General features: G+C 66.9%; 20 protein-coding genes and 2 tRNA genes. 16 read left to right on the forward strand and 6 right to left on the reverse strand.

Annotation, left to right across the window (positions count from 1 at the left end; all coding sequences use genetic code 11):
• Nucleotide 1 precedes the first annotated feature (1 nt).
• Complete coding sequence (locus ABD210_RS32060; protein WP_344116773.1) at nt 2-1,969, forward strand: VWA domain-containing protein; 1,968 nt, start codon at nt 2-4, stop codon at nt 1,967-1,969.
• Between the two features lie 235 nt (nt 1,970-2,204).
• The gene (gene ppdK / locus ABD210_RS32065) at nt 2,205-4,919 is read left to right on the forward strand and encodes a pyruvate, phosphate dikinase (protein WP_344116776.1); all 2,715 of its coding nucleotides are present in this window, start codon (nt 2,205-2,207) and stop codon (nt 4,917-4,919) included.
• Between the two features lie 41 nt (nt 4,920-4,960).
• Here ppdK and ABD210_RS32070 read toward each other — a convergent pair whose 3' ends face one another.
• Nucleotides 4,961-6,049 carry a lipocalin-like domain-containing protein gene (locus ABD210_RS32070; protein WP_344116778.1) on the reverse strand — a complete coding sequence of 363 codons (1,089 nt, stop codon included), beginning with the start codon at nt 6,047-6,049 and terminating at the stop codon, nt 4,961-4,963.
• A 150-nt stretch (nt 6,050-6,199) separates the two neighbouring features.
• Between ABD210_RS32070 and ABD210_RS32075 the strand changes: the two genes are divergently transcribed.
• From ABD210_RS32075 to ABD210_RS32085, 3 genes are all read left to right on the forward strand, one after another.
• Complete coding sequence (locus ABD210_RS32075; RefSeq protein ID WP_344116780.1) at nt 6,200-6,841, forward strand: TetR/AcrR family transcriptional regulator; 642 nt, start codon at nt 6,200-6,202, stop codon at nt 6,839-6,841.
• A 31-nt stretch (nt 6,842-6,872) separates the two neighbouring features.
• Complete coding sequence (locus tag ABD210_RS32080; RefSeq protein ID WP_344116782.1) at nt 6,873-7,664, forward strand: class I SAM-dependent methyltransferase; 792 nt, start codon at nt 6,873-6,875, stop codon at nt 7,662-7,664.
• Between the two features lie 155 nt (nt 7,665-7,819).
• On the forward strand, nt 7,820-8,092 hold the full coding sequence (locus ABD210_RS32085; RefSeq protein WP_344116784.1) for a YciI family protein: 273 nt from the start codon (nt 7,820-7,822) through the stop codon (nt 8,090-8,092).
• Between the two features lie 4 nt (nt 8,093-8,096).
• Here the strand turns inward: ABD210_RS32085 and ABD210_RS32090 are convergent, their stop codons facing one another.
• Nucleotides 8,097-9,317 carry a hypothetical protein gene (locus ABD210_RS32090; RefSeq protein WP_344116786.1) on the reverse strand — a complete coding sequence of 407 codons (1,221 nt, stop codon included), beginning with the start codon at nt 9,315-9,317 and terminating at the stop codon, nt 8,097-8,099.
• 151 nt (nt 9,318-9,468) lie between these two features.
• On the opposite strand from ABD210_RS32090, the gene ABD210_RS32095 reads away from it, so the two are divergent.
• The 8 genes from ABD210_RS32095 (at nt 9,469) to ABD210_RS32130 (ending at nt 18,636) form a co-directional block, all read left to right on the forward strand.
• Nucleotides 9,469-10,995: a helix-turn-helix domain-containing protein gene (locus ABD210_RS32095; RefSeq protein WP_344116788.1), complete on the forward strand. Its 1,527-nt coding sequence runs from the start codon at nt 9,469-9,471 to the stop codon at nt 10,993-10,995.
• A 207-nt stretch (nt 10,996-11,202) separates the two neighbouring features.
• Nucleotides 11,203-11,868, forward strand: coding sequence for a dihydrofolate reductase family protein (locus ABD210_RS32100; RefSeq protein WP_344116790.1), 666 nt, complete (start codon nt 11,203-11,205; stop codon nt 11,866-11,868).
• An 11-nt stretch (nt 11,869-11,879) separates the two neighbouring features.
• On the forward strand, nt 11,880-13,112 hold the full coding sequence (locus ABD210_RS32105; RefSeq protein WP_344116792.1) for a deoxyguanosinetriphosphate triphosphohydrolase: 1,233 nt from the start codon (nt 11,880-11,882) through the stop codon (nt 13,110-13,112).
• A gap of 381 nt (nt 13,113-13,493) precedes the next feature.
• A complete protein-coding gene (locus tag ABD210_RS32110; RefSeq protein WP_344116794.1) occupies nt 13,494-14,735 on the forward strand; it encodes an NAD(P)/FAD-dependent oxidoreductase in 1,242 nt (413 codons plus the stop codon).
• A 148-nt stretch (nt 14,736-14,883) separates the two neighbouring features.
• Nucleotides 14,884-16,785 carry a DNA primase gene (gene dnaG, locus ABD210_RS32115; protein ID WP_344116796.1) on the forward strand — a complete coding sequence of 634 codons (1,902 nt, stop codon included), beginning with the start codon at nt 14,884-14,886 and terminating at the stop codon, nt 16,783-16,785.
• Between the two features lie 162 nt (nt 16,786-16,947).
• Nucleotides 16,948-17,829: a sigma-70 family RNA polymerase sigma factor gene (locus ABD210_RS32120; protein WP_344116798.1), complete on the forward strand. Its 882-nt coding sequence runs from the start codon at nt 16,948-16,950 to the stop codon at nt 17,827-17,829.
• Between the two features lie 75 nt (nt 17,830-17,904).
• Complete coding sequence (locus tag ABD210_RS32125) at nt 17,905-18,447, forward strand: hypothetical protein (RefSeq protein ID WP_344116800.1); 543 nt, start codon at nt 17,905-17,907, stop codon at nt 18,445-18,447.
• Between the two features lie 116 nt (nt 18,448-18,563).
• Nucleotides 18,564-18,636: transfer RNA gene (locus tag ABD210_RS32130), tRNA-Asn, on the forward strand.
• A 77-nt stretch (nt 18,637-18,713) separates the two neighbouring features.
• Here ABD210_RS32130 and ABD210_RS32135 read toward each other — a convergent pair.
• On the reverse strand, nt 18,714-18,857 hold the full coding sequence (locus tag ABD210_RS32135; RefSeq protein WP_344116802.1) for a hypothetical protein: 144 nt from the start codon (nt 18,855-18,857) through the stop codon (nt 18,714-18,716).
• Between the two features lie 215 nt (nt 18,858-19,072).
• On the opposite strand from ABD210_RS32135, the gene ABD210_RS32140 reads away from it, so the two are divergent.
• The 3 genes from ABD210_RS32140 to ABD210_RS32150 all read left to right on the forward strand — a co-directional run bounded on the left by ABD210_RS32140 (nt 19,073) and on the right by ABD210_RS32150 (nt 20,908).
• Nucleotides 19,073-19,146, forward strand: a tRNA-Ile gene (locus ABD210_RS32140).
• A gap of 176 nt (nt 19,147-19,322) precedes the next feature.
• On the forward strand, nt 19,323-19,493 hold the full coding sequence (locus ABD210_RS32145; RefSeq protein ID WP_344116804.1) for a hypothetical protein: 171 nt from the start codon (nt 19,323-19,325) through the stop codon (nt 19,491-19,493).
• Nucleotides 19,494-19,801: 308 nt separating this feature from the next.
• A complete protein-coding gene (locus ABD210_RS32150) occupies nt 19,802-20,908 on the forward strand; it encodes a GntR family transcriptional regulator (RefSeq protein ID WP_344116806.1) in 1,107 nt (368 codons plus the stop codon).
• A gap of 160 nt (nt 20,909-21,068) precedes the next feature.
• Here ABD210_RS32150 and ABD210_RS32155 read toward each other — a convergent pair whose 3' ends face one another.
• The 3 genes from ABD210_RS32155 to ABD210_RS32165 form a co-directional block, all read right to left on the reverse strand.
• Nucleotides 21,069-22,220 (reverse strand): hypothetical protein, encoded by a 1,152-nt coding sequence (locus ABD210_RS32155; RefSeq protein WP_344116808.1) that lies wholly within the window; start codon nt 22,218-22,220, stop codon nt 21,069-21,071.
• 479 nt (nt 22,221-22,699) lie between these two features.
• Nucleotides 22,700-23,947 (reverse strand): SNIPE associated domain-containing protein, encoded by a 1,248-nt coding sequence (locus tag ABD210_RS32160; RefSeq protein WP_344116809.1) that lies wholly within the window; start codon nt 23,945-23,947, stop codon nt 22,700-22,702.
• Between the two features lie 137 nt (nt 23,948-24,084).
• Entirely contained in the window at nt 24,085-25,362 is a 1,278-nt protein-coding gene (locus ABD210_RS32165; RefSeq protein ID WP_344116811.1) for a hypothetical protein, read from the reverse strand.
• Between the last annotated feature and the right edge of the window lie 202 nt (nt 25,363-25,564).

Consider the following 25,564-nt stretch of genomic DNA (forward strand, 5'->3'; position numbering starts at 1 on the left):
CATGACCGCCGCCATACCGGAAGGCTGGTCGTACGGGCCCTGGCACGAGGGTCCGGACCCGCTCGCGCCGCCGGTGGATCTGCGTGACGCCTTAGACGAGCTCGGCCGTGACGTGATGGCCGGGTCGTCGCCGAGATCCGCGCTGGAGGAGTTGCTCCGGCGCGGCACTCGCAACACCCAGGGGCTGGACGATCTGACCCGGAGGTTGTGGGAGCGTCGTCGCGAGATCCAGCGGCGGCACAACCTCGACGGCACGCTGCGGGACGTGCAGCGGCTGCTCAACGAGGCCCTCGAGGCCGAGCGGCACGAGCTCTTCCCGAACCCGTCCGACGATGCCCGGTTCAGGGAGGCCCAGCTTGACGCTCTCCCCTCGGGGACGGCGGCCGCAGTACGGGAGCTGGCCAACTACGACTGGCAGTCGGAGGAGGCGCGGCAGAAGTACGAGGAGATTCGCGAGCTCCTCGGCCGCGAGTTGCTCGGGTCGCGCTTCGAAGGGATGAAGGAGGCGCTGCAGAACACGACCCCCGAGGACGTCGAGCGGATCAACGAGATGCTGTCCGACCTCAACGCCTTGCTGGCGGCGCACGCTCAGGGCAACCCCGATATCGACGACCTGTTCGCCGAGTTCATGGACAAGCACGGCGAGTTCTTCCCCGAGAACCCCCGCAACGTCGACGAGCTGATCGACGTACTGGCGGCTCGGGCGGCCGCGGCGCAGCGGATGATGAACTCGATGACGCCGGAGCAGAGGGCCGAGCTGGCTCAGTTGTCTCAGCAGGCGTTCGGCAGTCCGCAACTGGCTCAGCAGCTGGCGAATCTCGATGCACAGCTGCAGGCCCTCAGACCGGGGGAGGACTGGTCCGGGTCGGAGCGGATGAGTGGCGACGACCCGCTCGGACTCGCCGAAGGTGCGCGGGCGATGTCGGACCTGGCTGAGCTCGACGCGTTGGCCGAGCAGCTGGCCCAGTCGTATCCGGGCGCCCGGCTGGAGGACATCGACCTCGACGCGCTCACCCGGCAACTCGGCGACGAGGCGACCGTCGACGCCAAGCGGCTGTCCGAGCTGGAACGCCAGCTCCGCGACCAGGGGCTGCTCGAGCGCGCACCCGACGGCACGCTGCAGCTGTCCCCGAAGGCCCTGCGCCAGCTCGGCCAGACCGCGCTGGAGGACGTACTGCGAACGGCCCGCGGTCAGTCCGGCGAACGCGACTCAGCCTCGGCGGGCGCGGCCGGCGAGCTCAGCGGGTCCACCCGGGCCTGGCAGTTCGGCGACACGCAGCCGTGGGATGTGTCGCGCACCGTTCGCAACGCAGTACTGCGTACTGCGGGCGCGGGCCGCGGCCGTTCGGTGAAACTCGACGTGGCCGACGTGGAGATCTCCGAAACCGAGCACCGGCCGCGAGCCGCGGTCGCACTGCTCGTGGACACCTCCTGGTCGATGGTCCAGGAGGGACGCTGGTTGCCGATGAAGCGGACCGCGCTCGCCCTGCACCAGCTGATCTCGACCCGCTACCGCAACGACGCGCTCCAGCTCATCACCTTCGGCCGGTACGCCGGGGTGGTGGAACTGCCGCAGCTCATCGGCATGGAGGGCGCCTGGGAGCAAGGCACGAACGCGCACCACGCGCTGCTCCTCGCGGGGCGGCACCTGCGCAGGCACCCGGACGCGCAGCCGGTGGTCCTGATGGTGACCGACGGGGAGCCGACGGCCCACCTGGAACCGGACGGCACGGCCGAGTTCGACTACCCACCCCGTCCGGCCACCTTGCGGAAGACCGTCGCGGAGGTTGACCGGCTCGCCAAGCTCGGCGCCTCGCTCACGGTGTTCCGGCTCGGGGACGATCCGCGGTTGAACGCGTTCGTGGATCTACTCGCGCGACGCTCCGGTGGACGGGTGCTCGCACCCGACGCGGACGGGCTCGGCGCGGCGGTGGTCGGCGACTATCTGAGGACCCGTCGCAAGCTCTGAGACGGCTCAAAGGGAGGCGATTACCCATCTCGAAGGTGGGTAATCGCCTCCTTTCGCATTTCCTCGGAAAAACCCCTGACTGTCCTGCGTTGTCAACGAGGTAAGGGTTTTCCGCCCCCTGGCATGTGGGCAGGGTCACGGTCTCAACGTGAGACCAGTGTTCAAGTGGACTGGTTTTTGGGCTTACTCTGAAGAGACGTCCAGCGCCATCGGAGCCGTCGGGCCAGCGGTCATCATGCCGCGCAGGAGCGACCACCTCGCGCCCACACCTCAGGGAGTCACAGTGCCGAAACTCGTCTACGACTTCACCGAAGGCAACAAGGACATGAAGGAGCTTCTCGGCGGCAAGGGGGCCAACCTCGCCGAGATGACCAACCTGGGTCTGCCCGTTCCTCCAGGCTTCACCATCACCGCTGAGGCCTGCCGCGTCTTCCTGCAGACCGGCTCGGTGCCGCCCGAGCTGGCGGACGAGATCGACCACCACGTGGACGCGTTGCAGCAGAAGATGGGCAAGAAGCTCGGCCAGGCCGACGACCCCCTGCTGGTATCGGTCCGTTCCGGTGCCGCGGTGTCGATGCCCGGCATGATGGAGACCGTCCTGAACGTGGGCCTGAACGACGACTCGGTGAACGGACTGGCACACCACTCCGGCAACCCGCGGTTCGCCTGGGACGCCTACCGCCGGCTGATCCAGATGTTCGGCAAGACCGTGCTCGGCATGGAAGGCGATGTCTTCGAGGACGCGATCGAGGCCGCCAAGAAGGCGAAGGGCACCAAGAACGACCTCGACCTGGACGCCGACGACCTGAAGAAGCTGGTCGCGCAGTTCAAGGCGGCCGTGCACGAGCACACGGGTCGCGAGTTCCCGCAGGACCCGCGCGCCCAGATGGACCTGGCGATCGAGGCCGTCTTCGGCTCCTGGAACTCCGAACGCGCCATCCTCTACCGCCGCCAGGAGCGGATCCCGGCGGACCTCGGTACGGCGGTGAACATCTGCTCGATGGTGTTCGGCAACCTCGGCATGGACTCCGGCACCGGCGTCGCCTTCACCCGGGACCCGGCCACCGGCCAGCGCGGCGTGTACGGCGACTACCTGCAGAACGCGCAGGGCGAGGACGTGGTGGCGGGCATCCGCAACACCGTCCCGCTCGCCGACCTGGAGAAGATCGACAAGAAGTCGTACGACGAGCTGATGGAGATCATGGCCAAGCTGGAAGGCCATTACCGCGATCTGTGCGACATCGAGTTCACCATCGAGCGCGGCAAGCTCTGGATGCTCCAGACGCGCGTCGGCAAGCGCACCGCGGCGGCTGCCTTCCGGATCGCGACCAGCCTGGTCGACGAGGGCGTGATCGACATCGACGAGGCGCTTCGCCGGGTCAAGGGCGCGCAGCTCGCGCAGCTGATGTTCCCCCGCTTCGACTCCGAGGCCCCCAAAGAGCTGCTGACAAAGGCGATCGGAGCCTCCCCTGGCGCCGCCTCAGGCAAGGTCGTCTTCACCTCGGCCGCGGCGGTCGAAGCCGCCGACAAGGGCGAGAAGGTCATCCTGGTCCGCCGCGAGACGAATCCCGACGACCTGCACGGCATGATCGCCGCGCAGGGCATCCTGACCAGCCGCGGCGGCAAGACCTCGCACGCGGCAGTCGTCGCCCGAGGCATGGGAAAGACCTGTGTCTGTGGGGCCGAGGACCTCGACGTCGATGTTGCCGCCGGCAGGATCAAGGTCGACGGCAGGACGATCGAGGTCGGCGAGGTGATCTCCATCGACGGAACCACCGGCGAGGTGTTCCTCGGCGAAGTCCCCGTGGTGCCTTCCCCGGTCGTGCAGTACTTCGAGGGGTCGCTCGCCCCGGAGGCGGGCGATGAACTCGTGGCGGCCGTGCACCGGCTGATCACGCACGCCGATGAGACGCGGCGCCTCGACGTCTGGACGAATGCTGACACCGCTGACGACGCGGCACGGGCCCGGCGGTTCGGTGCTCAGGGCATCGGTCTGTGCCGGACCGAGCACATGTTCCTGGGGGAGCGGCGCGAAGCTGTCGAGCGGTTGATCCTGGCTGAGACGGAGGAGGAGTGTGAGGCGGCGCTGGCGGAGCTGGAGCCGCTGCAGCGCGGGGACTTCCTGGAGTTGCTGGAGGCGATGGACGGACTCCCGGTGACGATCCGGTTGATCGACCCGCCGCTGCACGAGTTCCTGCCCTCGATGGAGGACCTGGCCGTCAAGGTCGCGCTGGCCAAGGAACGAGGCGAGGACCCGGGCCACGATGCCACCCTGCTGGCCGCGGTTGAGCGGTTGCACGAGCAGAACCCGATGCTCGGACTGCGCGGCGTCCGCCTCGGCCTGGTCATCCCCGGACTGTTCGCGATGCAGGTGCGCGCGATCGCCTCGGCCGCCGCCGAGTTGCGCAAGCAGGGCAAGGACCCCCGGCCGGAGATCATGATCCCGCTCGTCGGCGCGGTGCAGGAGCTGCAGCTGGCGCGGGACGAGGTGGAGGGTGTGCTGAACGACGTCGCGTCCTCCGAAGGTGTGGAGTGGAAGACCCCGATCGGCACCATGATCGAGCTGCCGCGGGCCGCGATCACCGCGGACCAGATCGCCGAGGCGGCCGAGTTCTTCTCGTTCGGTACGAACGACCTGACCCAGACGACCTGGGGTTTCAGCCGCGACGACGTGGAGGGCTCGTTCTTCTCGAAGTACCTGGAGAAGGGCATCTTCGCGGTCTCCCCGTTCGAGTCGATCGACCGCGAAGGCGTCGGCGCGCTGGTCCGGCTGGGGGCCGAGCGGGGCCGTTCCACCCGCCCGGAGCTGAAGCTCGGCATCTGCGGCGAACACGGCGGCGACCCCGACAGCATCCACTTCTTCCACGAGGTAGGCCTCGACTACGTCTCCTGCTCGCCGTTCCGCATCCCGGTCGCCCGCCTGGAAGCGGGCCGCGCAGCGCTCAGCTAGAGCCTGGGTCCCTCCCGTCGGCGGGGCGGCGCCGACGGGAGTCAGGGACGGGCTTTGCCGAAATACATGAGCTCCCACAGGGCGTCGTCGACGTAGCTCTCCTCGAGGCTCTCGCCCACGTAGTGCTCGACGCGCACCTCACCGACGAACCTCAGGTAGGCGCCGTCGAACCCGGAGAGCTTCGCCGCGGCCTTCTTCGGCCCCTTGAGCCCGTCGACGAACTTCATCGTCGACAGGTCCGAGTGGCGGGTGTACGTAACCACGTACCGCTCGGTCCTGTCGGTGTAGGTGTAGCGGGTGACATTGGCGACCGGCTTGCCGGTTCCCGTGTCGGTGTAGCGACCGAGCTCCTCGAAGGTCACCTTGCTTTTGTCGTCGGCGATGAGTTTCCCGTCGCGGGCGAGCATGAACACGGGCAGCGTGGAGTACCCGTACTGCTTCTCGGCCGTGATGTACGAGGCGATCACCGAGAACGGCCCGGCCGATCCGCGGGCCCAGTACCAGTGATGCATCAGCTTCAGCATCAGGGTGTTGCCCCAGTTGTGGTCGTGGTAGCCCACGCCCGTCGTGGTGCTGGTCTTCCCGCCGATGCTGTACGTCGCCTCGACCCGGCCCTCCGGGACAGACGGAAGCCAGGCGAAGACCTGCTCGGCCTCTGTGCCGAACAGCCAGTGCCCCGACTCGGGACGCCAGGCAGGCACCTGCCCGGTCAGCGTGACGTCCACCTCGACGTCCTCGGCCTTGGCGTGAATCGTGTACGTCTGCAGGTCGCCGGCGAAGACGTTGTCGCCGATCCGGACGTCACAGGTCTCGGTCGAGGCGGAGAAGGCCTTTGCGTCGAACTCGGCAAGCTTCTCCACCGTGGTGCCGTCCGGCAGCGTGAGGTCGATCCGGATCATCGGCGCGAGCGGCTTGTCGATGGCGGTGAACTCCTTGGTGAAGAAGACCACGACCAGTTTGGCGCCGTCGTCCAGGTGCGCGTCGAAGTACCACCACTCATAGCTGCCCGGGCCGCCGTCGGTGCGCAGGCCGTCCTCGTGGGGCTTGATCGATCCGGCCTCGATGCCGAACCGGGCGTAGTCCTCCGGGGTGTTGCCCATCCGGGCGGGCGTGGTGCGGTCGGGTGCCATGTCTCTTCTCCTCGAGGGGCTGCTAGTCGGGTTCACTGTGTAGCCGGGTTCACTGTGGTTAAATATCCACGTGTCTATTTTGTCCGCACGGCCAGCATGCTCCTCTCGCCCCGGTTCGGCAAGTGAAGATCCGGAGGGAATGCTGTGACGGTGCAGACACGAGGACGCGGCCGCCCGCGGGCCGGTGAGGAGCTCGACGTCGGTCGGCTTCTGCAGGGAGCGCTGGAAGCGTTCGCCGAGAAGGGGTACGACGGCATGTCGGTGCGCGAGCTGAGCCGGCGGCTCGGGGTGAGTCATGCCTTGCTCACCGCGCGCTTCGGCTCCAAGGATGGCCTGTGGTTCGCCGCGATGGAGCACGCCCTGGCCGCCGCCGAGAGTTCGTGGCGGCAGCTGGCCGACGATCCCCAGCTCGACGACCTCGAGGCGCTCCGACAGGCGATCGTCTACCAGGTGATGTTCTCGGCGGCGCATCCGGAGGTGCTGCGGATCATGAGCCACGAGGGCGCGATCGACAGTCCGCGGATCCGCTTCGTCCTCGACCATTTCGTCAACCCGCTGCGCCCGCTGGTCGAGCGGCGGATCGACCGGCTGGTCGCCGCCGGCCGGATCCGTGAGGTGCCGTATGCGACCGTCCATTATCTGGTCGTCCAGGGCGGCGGAGCCCCCTACGCCACGCCCGTTGAGACGGCCTTGCTCGGTGGATCCCAGCAGCCGGACGCGGATGAGGTGCGCCGCCATGCTGAGACGGTGGCGGACCTGATTGTCACTGGCCTGGCACCGATATCCCGCTGAACCCACGGCCCCTGTGCCATAGCCTGCAGCAATGGGGCGGCAAGAGTTGCGAAAGACCTTCGGCGAGGACGCCGAGCTGTACGACCGGGTGCGCCCGACGTACCCACCGGGCCTGTACGACGAGCTGGCCGCGCTGCTGGGGTATCCGATCAGACCGCGAGTGCTGGAGATCGGCTGCGGCACCGGCCAGGCGACCGCGCCGATGATCCAGCGCGGCTGGTCCGTCAAGGCGGTCGAGCTGAGCCCGGAGCTGAGCCGGGTCGCGCGGAACAACCTGCCTGAGCTCGAGGTGATCACGACGGACTTCGAGAGCTGGCCGTTGCCGGCGGAGAAGTTCGACCTGGTGCTCTCGGCCACGGCGTTCCACTGGATCGACCCTCAGATCCGGGTGCCCAAGTCGGCGGACGCACTCCGGCCCGGCGGGGTCCTCGCGGTCGTGTCGACGGAGCACGTCGCCGGTGGGAGCGAGCAGTTCTGGGTCGACGTCCAGGCCTGCTATCGCCGGTTCACTTCCGACGCGGACGAGGACGGTCCGCGCCCGGCGGACGACCACCCGAAGGACTCCGCCGAGTTCGACGCCTCGGGCCGGTTCGGGCCGGTGGAGTTCCGCCGGTACGAATGGGAACAGACGTACACGACCGCCGAATACCTCGATCTGCTCTCGTCGTACTCGGGTCATCGGGCCTTGACACAACAGGCTCGTGACGGACTGTACGGCTGTGTCAGCGCTCTCATCGAGTCGGCCGGGGGTTCGATCACCAAGCGTTACCTGACGCAACTGGCTGCAGCAAATAGCCTTTACCAACCCCTTGCATCCAGCTGATTCGCCGGTGAAAATGTCCGAGCGGGAAGGGCGTTCGCTCGTCGACTTTCGGGTCTGACCTGAACCAGCCGCTGTGGCGGCTCGCGACTCCCTTCCCGCACCAAATTCCGCTTCTCCCCGGCCTTGATTCGCCATTCTTTTATAAGGTCGACGGTATGGCTCTCTTCGCACTCCAGTTGAAGTTCACCGATGCCGAGCGGCGCCTCCAGGTGCGCCCCGCCCACCGCGAGTACCTGACCTCGCTGAAGGAGGCCGGCAAGCTCGTCGCGGCCGGGCCGTTCGCGGACCAAACCGGCGCCCTACTGATCTACGAAGTCGCCGACGAGGCCGAATTGCGGCAAATCCTGGAAAAGGACCCGTATACCCCGGCCGAGGTCTACGAGATCGCGGCTCTCAACGAATGGCAGCCGCTCTTCCCGCTCTCGTAGCGCTTCAAGCCTCGGCGTTGTCGAAGTCGAGGTCATCGACGTAGGCCCACAACCAGCCGAGCGGCGCGAGCACCATCTCGGGCTCGCCGCCGTCATCGGCGACGAACAACATCGACCCCTCGCCGTTCGAGATGTCCTCCAGCACCGCGCCACAGACCTCGACCGCCGCCTCGAACGACACCAGTTCGGGCCCGTCCTCCCAGCGAGGCTGAGGCAGCGGCAGCACCGGCGCCTCGTCCGTGCCGTCCATGTCCACCGAGACCTGCTGCAATGCCTCGTAGAGATCGAAGGAGATCAGCCCGGCGAGCGGGTTACCGTCGACGCCGATGAGATACGGATCGTCAGCCCCGGACCGGAAACTGTCCCGTACTTCGGGCAGCGCCGCGGGCAGATCCGTCACCTCGATGTACGGCGCTTCCGCGGGCTCTTCCGCCTCCGGGGTCACAGCCCCGCTGCGCATCTGGTCGAACGAGTGCAGCAGATCGCTCAGCTCGTCGTACGCGCCGCCGCCGGGAGCCGCCTGCGCACGCTGCTCCAGATCGCGCAGGTGCTCGACCAGGTCGTCCTCGAAGTGCAGGTCGTACCGCGGCAGTCCGGGCTCGCGGCGTGCGTTGAGCTGAGCGACGAGCTGGGTCGAGATCGGCCCGAGCCGCTCGGCCAGCACCTCCAGTGGCGTGGTCGGCTTCTCCTCCTCGTCGTGCACGCAGGAGTCGTCGTCGGTCTTGCCCTCGCTCTCCATCGCCAGCAGCACGGAGAACGCCGGAAACGCGATCAGCGCGGCGGTAGCCATCGGCCCGTCGCCGATCAGCATCAGCGGGTTCCCGCCGGCCTCGGTCCGGCGCAGATGATCCGGCAGCAGTACTGCGGCCTGCTCCACGTTGACCTGACTCGCCAGCGAGGAGAGTCCGTGATCCGTATCGACGCCGAGTTGCTCTACCAACGTCTCCGAGCTCATGTCGAAGGTGGAGCGCAGGTAGTAGCGCAGCCAGCCCGCGTCGACCGGGTTGCCGAGCAGTTCGGCGATCTTGCCGCGGAAATCGGCCAGGTCCGCGATCGCCAGTACGACGAGCACCGGCTGGTCGCCGTCGCCGATCACCAGCGGCCGGGTGTCGCCGTTGTGGAAACCGTCGATCACCTGTGCCAGGCCTTCGGCGGCCGCCTCCAGCGGCCATGACTCCGCCTCGAACTCGGTCACCACCCCGGAGGTGTTGACGTCGTCGGACATCTGCTGGTCCTCTCGCAGGGCGGCGGGTGACGCCTACTTTAGGGGGCGGTGATCACGCTGGGGTCGGGCGGTCGGTACTCAGTGACATTCGCTACGCTGGGACCGGCGGGTTGGCGTAGCGTTATCTCACATGTGAGATAAGGTCCGGCGCATGACTGATGACTACCTCAGCCGGATCGGTAATCTCATCCGGGACGCCCGCAAGCACCGCGGCTGGACGCAGACCCAACTCGCGGACGTGCTCGGCACCAGCCAGAGTGCGGTGAACCGGATCGAAAAGGGTCATCAGAACCTCACTCTCGAGATGCTCGCCCGGATAGGCGAAGCACTCGACTCCGAAATTGTCTCTCTTGGCGGCGGTCCGGTCCACCTGCGCGTCGTAGGCGGACGGCAGCTGTCCGGTTCGATCGATGTCAAGTCCAGCAAGAACGCCGGGGTTGCCCTGCTCTGCGCGAGCCTGCTGAACAAGGGCAGGACCACACTGCGCAAGGTGGCCCGGATCGAAGAGGTCAACCGGCTGCTCGAGGTGCTCAACTCGATCGGCGTGAAGACCACCTGGCTGAACGATGCCGGTGACCTGGAGATCATCCCGCCGGAGCACCTGAACCTTTCCGCGATGGATGCGGACGCGGCCCGGCGTACGCGCAGCATCATCATGTTCCTCGGCCCGCTGCTGCACCGCGAGGACACCTTCCAGCTGCCGTACGCCGGCGGCTGCGACCTCGGCACCCGGACGGTCGAGCCGCACATGGCCGCGCTGCGTCCGTTCGGCCTGGACATCAAGGCGACCGGTGGGGAGTACCACGCGCTGGTGAACCGGGCGATCACCCCGGGCAAGCCGATCGTGCTGACCGAGCGCGGCGACACCGTGACCGAGAACGCGATCATGGCGGCGGCCCGCTACGACGGTGTCACCGTGATCCGCAACGCGAGCTCGAACTACATGGTCCAGGACCTGTGCTTCTACCTCGACCTGCTCGGCGTGAAGATCGACGGCGTCGGCACCACCACGCTGACGGTGCACGGCCAGCCGGACATCGACGTGGACGTCGAGTACGCGCCGTCGGAGGATCCGATCGAGGCGATGAGCCTGCTCACCGCGGCGATCGTGACCGGCTCCGAGATCACCATCCGGCGCGCCCCGGTCGAGTTCCTCGAGATCGAGCTGGCGCTGCTGGAGGAGATGGGCCTGGACTACAGCCGCTCCGAGGAGTACCTGGCCGAGAACGGCCGGACCCGGCTGGTCGACCTGACCACCCGGCCGTCGACCCTGCACGCGCCGATCGACAAGATCCACCCGATGCCGTTCCCGGGCCTGAACATCGACAACCTGCCGTTCTTCGCGGTGATCGCGGCGTCGGCGACCGGGCAGACGCTGATCCACGACTGGGTCTACGAGAACCGCGCGATCTACCTGACCGACCTCAACAAGCTGGGCGGCCGGGTCAAGCTGCTCGACCCGCACCGGGTGATGGTGGAGGGCCCGACGCACTGGTCCGGCGCCGAGATCATGTGCCCGCCTGCGCTCCGCCCGGCCGTGGTCACGCTGATCGCGATGATGGCGGCGAAGGGCACGTCGGTCCTCCGCAGCGTGTATGTGATCAACCGCGGCTACGAGGACCTGGCCACACGGCTCAACTCGCTAGGCGCCCAGATCGAGACGTTCCGCGACATCTGAGTCCAGCAGGCCGGCGCCCGCCGCCGCTCCATCCGCATCCGGCTGGAAGCCGCCGCAACCGCCGGCACCCCGTTGCCCTGGGCAAGCTGACTTCCCAGCACTGCCCTTCCCGGCGGCGCCCCTTCCCGGCGGCGCAGCTCAAAATGTCGGTGGGCGTTTCTACGGTTCTCGGCATGAAGTGGTTGTGGCGATGAGGTGGGGGCCGGCGTGAGGCCGCACGTGGTGGCACAGTTGGCGGTCTCGGTCGACGGGGCGACGGCCGGATTCGCGGTCGACCATGCGCGTTTCTATGCCCTGGCAACGCTCTGGCAGGAGGACGTGACTCTGATCGGCGCGGACACGATCCTCGCGCAGGAGGAGGCGCTCCGATCGGCTCCGCATCCCGGCCCGCGACCTGCCGGACCTTTGCTCGCGGTGGTGGACAGCCGGGCCCGCGTCCGCGAGTGGGAGGCGCTCCGCCGGGTCGGCCACTGGTCGGATGTGCTTGCTCTGTACGCCGACCAGACCCCCGCGCGATCCCCGGACAGTTCGATCGCGGAGCTCATCACCGGTTACGACCGCGTCGATCTCGCGGAGGCGCTCGATCTCCTCGGTTCCCGTCGGGGTGCCGAGGTGGTTCGGGTCGAGAGCGGCGGCACGCTGATCGCAGTACTGCTCGAGCTCGGCCTCATCGACGAGTTAGCCCTCCTGGTCCATCCCGTGATCGTTGGCTCCGGCGGCCCGTGGACCACCAGCCGCCTCAACCTCAACCTCAGCCTGGCCAATGCCGAGGAATTCGAAGGGGGAGTCGTCTGGCTCCGCTACTGCGTCTCCCTAGGTCGCGGAGCCCAAGGTTCTTCCGAGGTTGGGGAAAGTGTCGGTGGGGATGGCTAGGGTGAGGGGTGATGAGGAAGCAGCACGAGTGGTATGACGAGCACGATGCGGAGCGTTGGGTGGCGGAGCCGGTCAAGCGACCGGGCCGGACAGCGTTCGCGCGCGATCGCGCACGCGTGCTGCACAGCGCTGCCTTGCGACGACTCGCGGCCAAGACACAGGTGGCGACTGCCGGCAGCGACGACTTCGTCCGGAACAGGCTGACCCACAGCCTGGAGGTCGCGCAGATCGGCCGCGAACTCGCGAGCACGCTCGGCTGCGACCCGGACATCGTGGATGCCGCCTGCCTGGCGCACGACCTCGGCCACCCGCCGTACGGGCACAACGGCGAGCGCGCACTCGACCAGTTGGCCGAGGGGATCGGCGGCTTCGAGGGCAACGCGCAGACGCTGAGGTTGCTGACCCGGCTCGAGTCCAAGGCGTTCGACCCGGCCGGCCGCAGCGTCGGGCTCAACCTGAGCCGCGCCACCCTCGACGCCGCGACGAAGTACCCGTGGCGCAGGCGCGAAGGGCTGCGGAAGTTCGGGGTGTACGACGATGACGCCGAGGTGTTCGAGTGGTTGCGCCAGGGCGTCGAGGCGGGGGATCGCCGCTGCCTCGAGGCGCAGGTGATGGACTTCGCCGACGACGTGGCGTACTCCGTGCACGATGTCGAGGACGGAATCGTTGCGCACAGCATCGATCTGCAGCACGTGCACGCCGAGCGCGCGCCGTACTGGGAAACGGTGCGGCGCGTCTATTTGCCCGAGGCAACTGATGCCGACCTGGACGAGGGCTGGCGGCGGCTGACGAGTCTGGCGTACTGGCCGAGTGCCTGCTTCGACGACAGCCGCCGGGCTCTGGGTGGCCTGAAGGACCTGACCAGCCAGCTGATCGGAAGGTTCTGCACTGCGGCCGAGCAGGCCACACACGCGCGGTTCGGCAGGTCCCGGCTGGTCCGCTACGAAGCCGACCTGGTCGTTCCGGACGGCGTCCGCACCGAGATCGCCCTGCTCAAAGGCATCGGCATGTTCCACGTCCTCGACTCCCCGGAGCTGCAGGCCAGGCGTGCGATCCAACGCGAACTCCTCACCCAACTCGTCGAGGCCCTCGCCAAGACCGCCCCCCAGACCCTCGACCCCGCCTTCGCCGCCGACTTCACCCAGGCCCCCGACGATGCCGCCCGCCTCCGCGTCATCATCGACCAGGTCGCCTCTCTCACCGACCCCTCGGCGCACGCCCTCCACGCCCGACTGGTCGGCTAGCCCGTCGCCTGCACCCAAACTCGCGTACTGCGGCCCTCGCGGACCCTTTCCGCAACTCCTGCCTACCGTCCGCCGGCCTGTCGCGGGGTGGACTGGCGGGTTCTTCGTGGACTAGCGCCGAATGAAACCGCTATCGGTCGAAGATCCCGGCACCGGGTCGGCGGGGCACTATCACCGCGTCCCGCCCGCGCCGACCCGCCGCTCCGACCCGCCCGCCGCGTCCTGCCCGCCGCGTCCCACCCGCCGCGCGAGGCCCATCGCCGCGTCCCGCCCGCCCCGACCCGCCCCCTCAGACCCGCCCACCGCGTCCCGCCCGCGCCCGCTCAGATCATTCGCCGCGCGTCCGTCCTTCAAGGACGCTTGAAGGATTAACCTCCTTGTATGAGCGATGAGCAGCGGATGGTAATCGTCGGAGCCAGCCTCGCCGGTGCGTCGGCGGCGGAGACCCTGCGGACGGAAGGCTGGACCGGTCAGGTGGTGCTGATCGGCAACGAGACCGAGTTGCCGTACGAGCGACCACCGCTGTCCAAGGGGGTGCTGCTGGGGAAGGACCAGACCGAGGTCAGTCAGCTTCACGACCGCCAGTGGTACGACGACAACAACATCGACCTGCGCCTCGGAACCACCGTCACCGCGCTCGACCCGAACGCCCGCACCGTCACCCTCGACGACGACTCGCAGCTCCCGTACGACGAGCTCCTCATCGCCACAGGAAGCCGCGTCCGCAAACTCGACGTACCGGGTGGTGACCTGCCGGGCGTCCATTACCTGCGCACGGCTGCTGAGTCCCAGGCACTGACCGACGCGTATGCCGCCAAGCCGCGGGTGGTCGTCGTTGGCGCCGGCTGGATCGGCCTGGAGGCGGCCGCGGCCGCGCGCGAACGTGGCAGCGAGGTCACCGTGATCGAGCCGCAGTCCACCGCGCTCGCCGCGGTCCTGGGGGAGAAGGTCGGCTCGTTGTTCGCCGACCTGCACCGTCAGCACGGCGTCGACCTGCGCTTCGACACCGGCGTCGAGGCATTCGAGGGCTCGGATAAGGTCACCGGCGTGCGGACCTCCACAGGCGAGGTGGTGCCGGCGGACCTGGTGGTCGTCGGCGTCGGGGTCCAGCCGAACACGGAACTCGCCGAGGCGGCCGGCATCGAGGTCGCGAGCCGCGAGAACGGCTCCGGCATCGTGACCGGCCCCAACCTGCAGACCTCGGCGCCGAACGTCTTCGCCGCCGGTGATGTGGTCCGGTGGGACCACCCGCTGCTGGGACGGTCGATTCGCGTCGAGCACTGGTCGAACGCGAAGGACAGTGGCGTGGCCGCGGCCAAGGCGATGCTCGGCCAGGACGTGGCGCACGACGCGATCCCCTTCTTCTTCACCGACCAGTACGACCTGGGCATGGAGTACGCCGGGGACGTGCCGCGCGGGGCGTCGTACGACGTAGTGCTGCGAGGTGATCCCGCCTCGGGCGCGTATCTGGCGTTCTGGGTGGACGAGGACAACCGCGTGCTGGCGGGCATGCACGTGAACACGTGGGGCGCGATCGACGGAGTACAGGAGCTGATCCGTTCCAAGAAGCAGGTGGATCGCGGCAGACTCGCCGATCCATCGGTGGACCTCTCGGAGGTCTAGCCCGGCCGGTCGCGACCGGCCCTCGCACGTGCCGCCCGGACTGAATTGCGCTTCGCGATCTTGCTCCCAGTGGTTTCGGTACAGACGGCTGGGCAGCCTAATGGCGACCGAGGTCCAAACCGCTTCCGCCGGACCGTAGACTCACCGCGTGGCAGGTCGGATCAAGGAAGAGGACATCGCGCTGGTGCGCGAGCGTGCTCGGATCGACGACGTGGTCGGCTCGTACGTGACCTTGAAGAACGCCGGTGGTGGTTCGCTCAAGGGGCTGTGCCCGTTCCACGACGAGAAGTCGCCGTCGTTCAACGTCACCCCCGCGCGCGGCTTCTTCTACTGCTTCGGCTGCCAAGAGGGCGGCGACGTGATCGACTTCATCCAGAAGATCGACCAGATCACCTTCCACGAGGCCGTCGAGACACTCGCCGCCAAGGTCGGCATTCAACTCCGGTACGACGACTCGGGCGCGCCGGTGCAGCGCTCGCAGTCGAACCAGCGGCCGAGACTCGTCGAGGCCCACAAGGTGGCAGCGGAGTACTTCGCGGAGCAGTTGTTCGGCGCCTCCGACGCGATGCTCGGGCGGCAGTTCCTGGACAAGCGCGGCTTCGACAAGGACGCGGCGGTCACCTTCGGTGTCGGGTTCTCGCCGCGCGGCGGCGAGTCGCTGACCGCGCACCTGCGCGGCCGCGGCTTCAGCAACGCCGAACTGGTCGCCTCGGGCCTGTGCGCGGAAGGCCAGCGCGGCCTGTACGACCGGTTCCGCGGCCGGCTGATGTGGCCGATCAGGGACGCCGGCGCGGACGTGATCGGCTTCGGCGCACGACGGCTGTTCGACGACGACAAGATCGAAGCCAAGTACCTCAACACACCCGAGACCCCGATCTACAAGAAGTCCAAAGTCCTGTACGGCGTGGATCTCGCGCGCCGGGAGATCGCCAAGGGGCGGCAGGCCGTCGTCGTCGAGGGATACACCGACGTGATGGCGTGCCACCTGGCCGGAGTACCGACCGCTGTCGCGACCTGTGGTACTTCGTTTGGCGAGGACCACGCGCGGGTGCTTCGGCAGTTGCTGCTGGATCACGACCAGTTCCGCGGCGAGGTGATCTTCACCTTCGACGGTGACGAGGCCGGCCAGCGGGCTGCGCTGAAGGCATTCAGTGGGGACCAGGCGTTCGCCTCGCAGACGTATGTGGCGGTGGAGCCGGACGGGCTCGATCCGTGCGACCTGCGGCTGCAGAAGGGTGACGCGGCCGTTCGCGAGCTGATCGGGCGACGGGTTCCGCTGTACCGGTTCGTGCTGTCGAACGTGCTGTCCAAGTACGACCTCGATCGTGCGGACACTCGGGTGGATGCGTTGCGGGATGCGGCTCGGTTGGTGGTGAGCATCCGGGACCGGTCGAAGGTGGACGCGTTCACCCGGGAGTTGGCCGGTCATCTCGGCATGGACGAGCAGCAGGTTCGGTCGGAGGTGCATCGGGCCGCTTCGCGTCCTGCTCCGGCTCCGGCCGCACCTGATCGTAGGCCCGTGCAGGTCGCGACCGAACCCCCGCCGCCGGCTCGGGTGGATCTGCCGTCGCCGCGGGACCAGCGGTTCGTGATCGAGTGGGACGTGCTGAAGATCGCGATGCAGCACCCTTCGCTCGTCGGCGTTGCTTTCGACGAACTGGATGACCAGGACTTCACGCACCCGTGGTTGGCCGCCGTACGCGCTGGGATGGCGAAGGCGGGCGGGCCTGCCTCTGCCGCTCCCGGTGAAGCGTGGGTGGTCGCAGTACGAGAGGCCATGGGCATCGAGCCGGCCGCCGCCGTCGTCAGCGCTCTGGCCGTCGATCCGATCCGGCTGGACCGTGCCCCGGACGAGCAGTACGCGCGCGCCAGCCTGGCGCGGCTGCAGGAGTTGACCTGCCTGCGGCGGATCGCGGACCTCAAGTCCAAACTGCAGCGCACCAACCCGATCGATCGGCCCGACGACTACAACCGGATGTTCGGTGAGCTGATCGCGCTCGAGCGGTACCGCACCGACCTCCGGTCGCAAGCCATCTCGGGCGCTCTCTAACCTGCGGAGAATACGCGCCTCGGCTGGGTCCTGGGCGTGCTTTGTCCACAACCCCCGGTTACTGCGTGGTCACATCGCGTAGATATCCACCGATCGCGAAGTCATCAGTTCCGGCGGGTGAATTCCCGGCAGTATCCCTTGCAGAAGAGAGGGGATCCCGCCGTGGCCGAACTGGACTGCGAACCCGCCGACGTGAACGCACTCGTCGCCTATCTGCGCGATATCGGGCGCCACGAACTACTGACGCTGGAGGAGGTCAACGAGCTTTCGTACTGGATCGAGGCGGGCTTGCTCGCCGCTGACCGCGCAGGTCGCGGAGGATCGGTCGACACGCCTGACCTGCTGGCGATCGCCGAACTGGGCGAGCACGCCCGCCGCCGCATGATCGAAGGCAACCTGCGACTCGTCGTCTCGCTGGCCAAGCGCTACACCGGCAAGGGCATCTCCCTGCTGGACCTCATCCAGGAGGGCAATCTGGGCCTGATGCGCGCGGTCGAGCGGTTCGACCACCAGCTCGGCAACCGCTTCTCGACGTACGCGATCTGGTGGATCCGCCAAGCCATCGGCCGCGCGATCTCCGACCGTTCCCGGCTGATCCGGATGCCCGCCCAGGCGTACACCGACGCAGGCCGCGTAGCGGCCGTCCACCGCGACCTCACCCAACGCCTCGGCCGCGAACCCACCACGGCAGAGGTCGCCACCAGCGCGTGCCTGACGATCGCCCGCGTCGAACGCGCCCGTGCCTGGAAGATCCGCCCCGACTCCCTCGATGTCGAGGAGTCAGACCAGCTCGAAGACGACGACACCCTCGTACTCCGGGCCGCCCTGCGCCGCGATCTGCACCTTCAGTTGGAGTTCCTCGACGATCTCCAGCAGTCAGTGCTCCGGCTTCGGTTCGGGCTGAACGGCTTGGCCGAATCCACGCTGGAAGAAACCGCTGCCCACCTCGACCTGCCGCTGGAGCTGGTCGAGACCCTGGAGACCACCGCGCTCCGAGCCCTCCGACGCCGGTGCACCGTCGCCCTCCGCGACTACGCCGCCTGACCACCCGTGCGCCCCCAAGCCGACCCAGCCTGCCCACCCAGCCGTGCCCTTGCGCCTGGCTGAGACGATGGGGGTGTGTTGAGACTTCGTCGTACCTCCTGGCCGTCCTCACTCACCGAGGCGGTCCAGATCGCCTCGCGGCACTCGGTCGGCGGCAAGGAGGAGATCCTGGCGGCGATCCAGCTGATCGACGGCCATTGGGTCGCCGGCGGCCGGGCGGCCGTCTACCTCCCGACGGACTCCGCCGACGCCGTTCGCCGGGTCGGCTGGGAGAAGATCGAGCGCGCCGGCTGGGACTCCGAGGCCTCCGTCTTGCACATCTACGAGACCACCCAATTCGGCACTCCGCTGCGCGCCACCGAGCTCAAGGTCGAGGACCCCGGTCGCTTCGGTCAACTCCTGCGCGAACGCATCGACGCCAGCGTCCTGCTCCAGCGCCACGTACCACTCGTCGGCAAGAAGGGTGTCCGCATCGTCGGCCGCCGCAACCCCGCCGAACCAGACGCCGCGGTCTCGTGGAATTTCGTTCTGGACAAGGGATTGGAGCCCGACCAACCAGGTCTGGTCGACCGGGCCGAGGAGGCCCTGCGGGCCGTCCGGGACGAGTTCGGAGTCTGACCTGGAAGCGATCCCAGAGCCGTAGCGCCGTAGGCGGAATCCCGTTTTTGTAGTTCGCCCACCGCCTGCTAACCTAATCCGGTCCTCAGGGATCGAGGACAAGGAAACACGATCGATCCCGCGTAGCTCAATTGGCAGAGCAGCCGGCTGTTAACCGGCAGGTTACTGGTTCGAGTCCAGTCGCGGGAGCAACACACAAAGGCCGGTTCCTCACCAGGAACCGGCCTTCACTCTGTCCGCACCTACGACTGGCCGCTCGCGCCTGCTCAGCCGCGGTTCTCCTTACGCCGATCGATCGCCCGCTGGATGCGGTGCTGCGGTTGCCCGGTCAGCTTCGCGATCAACGGCACCCGGAACTTGTACGCCGCCACCGCGCCCACTACGAGCACGAGAAAAATGAACCAGCCCATCGGACTTCCCTTCAGTCGGACCTAACCCCCATCATCGCTCACCCCCGGTAACCCATCGCTCCGTCATCCCCCTGACCTACCCCTGGTTTCCCAGCCACACGAGCTTGAGCAGGGACTCACTGTGCCTGGCTCGCTCCTTGGAGTCCCCTGACGCGCGGACTCTCGCAGTACCGATAACATCTGCGCACGGCACTGATCGCATCAAAGAGTGCTCGGGGGCGGTAGCTCAGCCGGTTAGAGCAGGGGACTCATAATCCCTGGGTCGTGGGTTCGAGTCCCACCCGCCCCACGGTAAGAAGTCGCAGGTCAGAGGCTATTTCTTGGCAGACCGGGCGATGATCCTCGGCTGCTCGTGACTCGTCTCGTGACGCGAGTGCTGCTACGGTCAACTCTGTGACCGGCCGGTCACAAGGGCGAAAGCGCCAACGAGGACAGATCGACGAGCTCCCATCGGGGGCACTTCGGGTGCGTGTGTACGCCGGCATCGACCCAGTCTCGAAGCGCCGGCTCGATCTGACCGAGGTGATACCTCCAGGCCCCAAGCAAGCCACACTGGCCGAGAAGGCGCGCACCAGGTTGCTCAACCAGGTCGACGAGAAGCGCAACCCAAAGACAGTGCAACAGTCGACCAGCTGATCGCCAAGTACTTCGACGTTATCGACGTCGACACCCAGACCATGCGTGGCTACAAGTCGAAGTACGAGAACCACATCAAGCCGCTCCTCGGCTCTCAGCAGCTGACGCGGCTCGATATCGAGACGTTGGACTCCTTCTACTCCTTGCTGCGGACGTGTCGCGCTCACTGTCGGGGACGCAAGTACATCGAGCATCGGACGGACAGACCGCACCAGTGCGATGAGCACGAAGGGGGTCGCTGCCTGCGCAACAATCCCCAGGCTTGCGGCCGTTGCCGGCGGATGTGCAAACCACACAGGTGCCATGGTTTGAGCGCGTCCACGATCCGACAGATCCACTGGATTCTCAGCGGGGCGCTCGACCGGGCTGTCGTTTGGAAATGGATCTCGGTCAACCCGGCAGAGCAAGCTGACAAGCCAGGACTCCCCACACCGAACCCGCAGCCACCCACGCCGGACGAGATCGCGAAGCTGATCCTCGCAGCATGGGACGAAGACCCCGATTGGGGATCGTTTCTATGGTTGAAAGCCACCACCGGCAATCGGCGCGGCGAAATGTGCGCGCTGCGCCGGAACGACCGTGAACGGCGGCCTGGTGAACCGTCCGTCCTCCGAGTCGCGCGAGCGCTCTACTACGACGACGACGGGAAGTTGGCAGAAGAGGACACCAAGACTCACCAACAGCGTGGGTTGGTCCTCGATCCCGAAACGGACGCGGTTCTCGACGAACTTGAAGCTCGCACCCGGCAGCGTGCCGACGCCGTCGGTATGGACTTCAACCCCGCTGGCTACATGTTCTCTCCGGTTCCGGACGGCAGTCGCCCCTTGGACCTGACCCTTGTCTCGAAGCGATACGCGCGCCTCGCGAAGCGCCTCGGTATCGACACCTCCATCAAGAACATGCGTCACTACAACGCGACAGAGCTGATCTATGCGAACCACAGACTGGGTACAGTCGCGGCCCGCCTGGGGCACGGTGGTGGCGGCACCACAACCCTCAAGGTTTACACAGCGAGAGTGTCGGAAGCTGACCAGCGAGCTGCCGGGCCGATTACTGGTCGAATGCCGCCGCGTCCGACGTCGAGCGGAGCCGGACAAGCCAGCCCAGGGCCCGTCGCTCGCTCAACAGACGATGCGCTGCAGCCCTACCAGCAGATCGCGGCTGACCTTCGAGGAGCTATCGACAGCGGTATCTTGATGCCAGGCGATCCTTTGCCCAGCGAAAATGCGCTCGCGAGCCGCTATGGAGTCTCGGCGAGTGCCGCGCACCGTGCGGTAGCACTCTTGGTTACAGGCGGGGTGGTGAAGGCATCCCGCGGGGTTCGAGCAACAGTCGCTGAATCGCAGACTGCTGATAACGAACTGCAGCATGCCGTCACCGAGCTAAAGTCTTCGCACTCAGGCAGCTGGCCCTGATCTCCATTGTCGACCGCCGATAATGGCTGCAGCGTCCTGGCGGCCGGACCGCGGCAGGCCCCGTCCCCTGGCGGAACGCTCGTCCAGCCACCATGACCCACATCGAGAGCGCTACACGTCCCCTCTCGGCGCATCGGCAAGCCGACCCACGGGCTGGCGCCTATCGATTCATCCGCTGTCGGCGGATGGCTCGTATCGCGACCATCGCCCACACGACAACTGGCGCGAGTGCAATACGCCTGTGCCTCCCCGGTCTCTCCGCCGGCGTTGGCGTATGTAGCTCCGGGGTCGGCACCGAAGAAGGGGCAGGCGGGGTCGATCGCGCCGCGACGGATTTCGAGTCCAGGAACTGGAGGCTAATAATGATCGCCACCTGCAGAGCTAACAATATGTCAATCAAGGTGGGGATTCCGCCAACGCCAGCCTCCGGGCCGAGGATTGATCTCAGAGCGAGGATGGCGAGTAGAGCGGCAAGTACTTCCCACGACGACCCGGACGGATGCATGGGGCCATACCTCAGAATGAGAGCTGCTGCGAGAGGCACTAACACCATGACCAATGTGTAGATGACTAGCGTGCTGGGACGCCAGCCGCTTAACACGCCGCCGCTACTGATGCTCCAGGTCGTAGACGGTGGGAGCTCCCCGATCGTCAGAACGCTAACGCTGAACGCGACGGTCCGATTCTGACATATCAGGTTGCCCGGGGGACAACCGAACAGATTGGTGACGGATTGAAATTCTCTAGGAAAGGTCAGCGACAATTGCGACATGGCGACCTGGTATCGGTCGAGCGGGTACATGCCAGACGTCTTCAGGGGTAGCTTGGCGGTGACATGAACCGCGCGCTCGGCAGTAATGTCAGCTGGCCTGGAGGAATAGGGGTTGTTTGTTTCGAGGAGTGCACGGATGTTGACGGGCACCGTTACTGAGGTGCCATCGGTTGTCACGCGCAGCTGTGCCACTCGCGACGGCGAGACCGCATTGGAGACCTGGGAACGAAAATCGACGAGTGGTTCAAAGTCGCCGGGTGGGGATGGATAGCCAACGCGAAGGGAGAAGGCCAACCCTTGTGTCGACAGGAGGCCGATGTCGATCACGACCGACCGGGCGGCCAGGTCGATGGTCTGGACTTGCACCGACGCCTGTATCGCGCCGGATGATGGCAACCGTGTATCTCCCTGGGTGGCGTGCTGCTTACGTTGCAGTAGGCCCAGTCCCGCCTGCGGCTCATATACGAGCAACCATGCCGCTCCAGCGGCGCCTGCGACGAGAAGAAGTCCGATTGTGACGCTTCGGATCAGCGACCTCATGACCATGAAACGAAAGGATGGCTGATATGGCGCGCCGATGTGGCCTCGCGCCGATCGGCTCGACGTGCAGCGGCGAGACCGTCAAAAAGTCTGCTGGTGCTGCCGAGTAGCGCGATTACGAGCGGAAGCCAGTCACGGAGGGTCGGCATGTCGCAATGATGGCGTAGATGACCTGCGAATTAGAAGGGGGACGGACTGAGTCAGCTCGCCTGAACTCGTCCATCTCTGGCCGACTTCGCTGCGCTCGGGGACCAATCTGGCATGGTCTTTTAGCCTGGAGTTCAATCCCCAAACCAGTCCCCGCCCGAGACGGCCGGATCCGGTAGGCGGAGCGAAGCCAATTGGGAGGGCTTTGGGCCCTTCCGCTGCAGGTCGGCCGCCGCGTCAGGGTAGTTCGCTCCAGGGGGTGCGCTGTGGAGGCGTCATGGAGGGGGACCCCAACGGCAAGGCCGCTTTCGGTCGCCGAACCCGTGGAGATCTCAGTCCTCGCCTGGCCAGAGGCTTCGACTCTGGATGTACTCCAACGCTTCGGGCTCCTCCGTGAACTCGAGCAGCCCGCCGACCTTCTCCGCAAGTATGTCTCGGACCTCCACAGGGGTGGCGAAGAAGAACTCACGTCGCTGGTTGATCTGGTTCACGCGGCGGTCGGCGAACGCCTTGTGCAGCTCGTTCTCCAATGCGATCGCATCTTCGGAGAAGAACAGCGCGTGGACGTCGTACTGGAACGGCACCGAAGCATCGCCAAGCTCCCGTACTCGGTCTCGCGGCTCAAGGCGGCGGGTCATGCCGATCTTGACCACGTTGGGGCCGAACGCGCCCACATTCGAGATGACGTACACGTACCCGGCGCGGATGTTCGCGATCCGGTAGTCGTTGTCCGCGATGGCCTGCTCGATATCGGCCAGTCGTGTTGCCAGCTCGTCGGCGGCTGCCTGGTCGCCGGCAGCACGCAGGGTCTCAAGCACACTCACGTAGTGCGCCTTCTCCTTATCCAGGCGCTCACGCTCAGAGGCGAGCTCCTGCTCAGCGCGGCGCTGTTCACGGAGCAGTTCGCGCTCGTCCCTGGCTCGCTCACGCTCCTCTTGAACCTTCATCTGGTAGTCGGCGGTTAGTTCCAGCTCTGCAATTCGTAGAGCGTGGTAGTCCGGGTTGACGCGCATCTCCATTATCGCGCCGAGCTTCTCGATGGCCTTGACCGCAGATTCAAGCCGCTTCTTCGCGGTGCTGACGTTCCCCGACCGCAAGGAACGCACGCAGTTGTCGGCCTCGGCGTTGTATGCACGCAGCATGAGCTTGCCGAGGTCGGCGACCATCTTGCGCCCCTTGGCCAGTGAGCCGTCGAAGGTGAACATGTCGGCGCCCAGCACTGCGCGACCAGCCTTCACAACCTCGTCTACTTGTCCCTCGATTTCTCGGAGGCGGTCCTTGTACGCGGCTGCGCCTTCGAGTGGGTGGTGGTAGCGGTAGATGCCGACGTCTTGGAGCACCCGCTGGTCGTTGAGCTCGATCACCTCCCCGGCGCCACCGGCTTGTGCGGCGGTGAGCGCAGCCTCCAGCACGGCGATACGAGCCAGCAAGGCAGCGCTGTCGTCGGCTGCGGACGCGGTCGGGCTCGGCGCTGACGCAGCAATGGGCGGCTTGGGGCCGGGGGTGCTCGCTGCCGCAACATAGGCGGCGGCAGCGGCATCTTCCTCAGCGACAAGAGATGCAGGTCGCGGGTCGCTCACGGCTGGCTTCGGCTCGGCAGGAAGCCAGAGCTGCCAGCCGGGCGGCGGGTCGGGCCAGGACGGATCGGGGTTCCATCCCGGGGGAGGTGTCCACCCCTCGGGCGGAGTCGGCCAGCCGGCCGGAGGGTTGAATCGCATCAGCGTCCCCGTGCCCGGACGCCGCGGCTGGTGTCGGCCGGGGTGAGGTCAACCGGGGACTTCGACAACGCGGCACCCATGTGGGTCAGCGTCGCGTGCGGTACGACGTTGCCCAGGTCGAAACTGCCAAACGTTTCCCGGTCTGCGGCTACAGCCACCAGTGGAACCGTCTCCGGCTGCCCCGTCGCGGGCGATACCCGGTTTACGCCGACAGTCAGCGCGATGGAGGAGATCTTTCCAGCCCTATCGGCCTCGAACACCTCGTGAACAGTCCGGACCGCGACCTGCCAGACAGCGCTCGCGTACCGTTCCTTCTGCGCTTTGGCGGGCAGAGCCGTCGGGGTGATCTCATCCTTCGCCTTGACGTACTTGTACTCCTTCACCGCCGGGACCGCGGAAGGCTCCGGGATCAGCGCGGTGAGCGCAAGTTCGCGCGTCGCGAGGCTGAAACCGTGCTCGTGTGAAACCGGGAAGATTTCGGGATACACGGAGTTAGAGAGCACGATGCCGACGTATTCCTGGATGGCGGACTCGACGTCGAACGCCAAGCCGTTGATGAGCTCGGCCAGGCGCTTGTTGTGCTCTGCCGCCTCCGCCTCTCGCCGGCGACATTCGTCCTGGTACATGGACTCGGCCGCCGCCAGCTTCGCAAGCCGGTCCTCTTCGGCTTGTCGGTGGCGGTCCTGCTCGGCCACGTACTGGGCGTGCATCGCCGTCGCGTGCTCGTGCCAGCGGCGTATCGCTTCTGCGTGCTCCGCCTTCGCGCGTTCAATCGAGTCCTGGTGCTTCTTCTTCCCGCCGAACGCAGCCGCGAGCCCGCCGGGCGCAGGCGGCTCGTGATACTCAGGCTGTCGCGGGTACACCAGTTCGGGCAGCGGCGGGGTCGAGGTCGCGAGGATGCCGGGCTCAAACGGCGGGTGCTCAACGTCGATGATCTTGAGGGCGTCAAGATCGACGTAGTCGTCGATCTCCAGCGTCGCCGCAAGTAATCCGTCGATCTCCGCGAACTCGTTGGCCAGGTCGCCGTTCATCGCCTCGACCTCGGCCATCCGGGCCTCCGCGTGCAGGCGCGCAGCTTCCTTCTCCGCGGCCTTCTGCTCTGCCGCTGATCCTCGCGCGGCAGCGGCTCGCGCACGTTCGGCTGCCTTGCGAGCCCGTTCCGCGTCCCGCTCGGCCGCGGCTTGGGCGCGATAGGCGGTAGCAGCTTGCTGCCTGCGTCGTTTTTCGGCCTGTTGAGCCTGGTAGTTCAGCTCCGCGAAGAACCCCCGCTTGGCCATAATTGCCCCCCTTACTTGCTGACAAAGCAGCATCATCGCACTTTCAGTTGCCGCCAACACCGTAGCCCCCGAGCGTTCCCACACCCGGTGGCCGCACGGCTCGTGGCCAATCCTGGCATAATTACCAGACAGCCACCTCGCAGAGTGGCCGCCCCGTTGTGAGCCCTACTCGGGGCAGGTGAGATCTTCACCGGATGCCCGC

Origin of the sequence: Kribbella alba, assembly GCF_039529635.1 — a bacterium.
Taxonomy (GTDB): domain Bacteria; phylum Actinomycetota; class Actinomycetes; order Propionibacteriales; family Kribbellaceae; genus Kribbella; species Kribbella alba.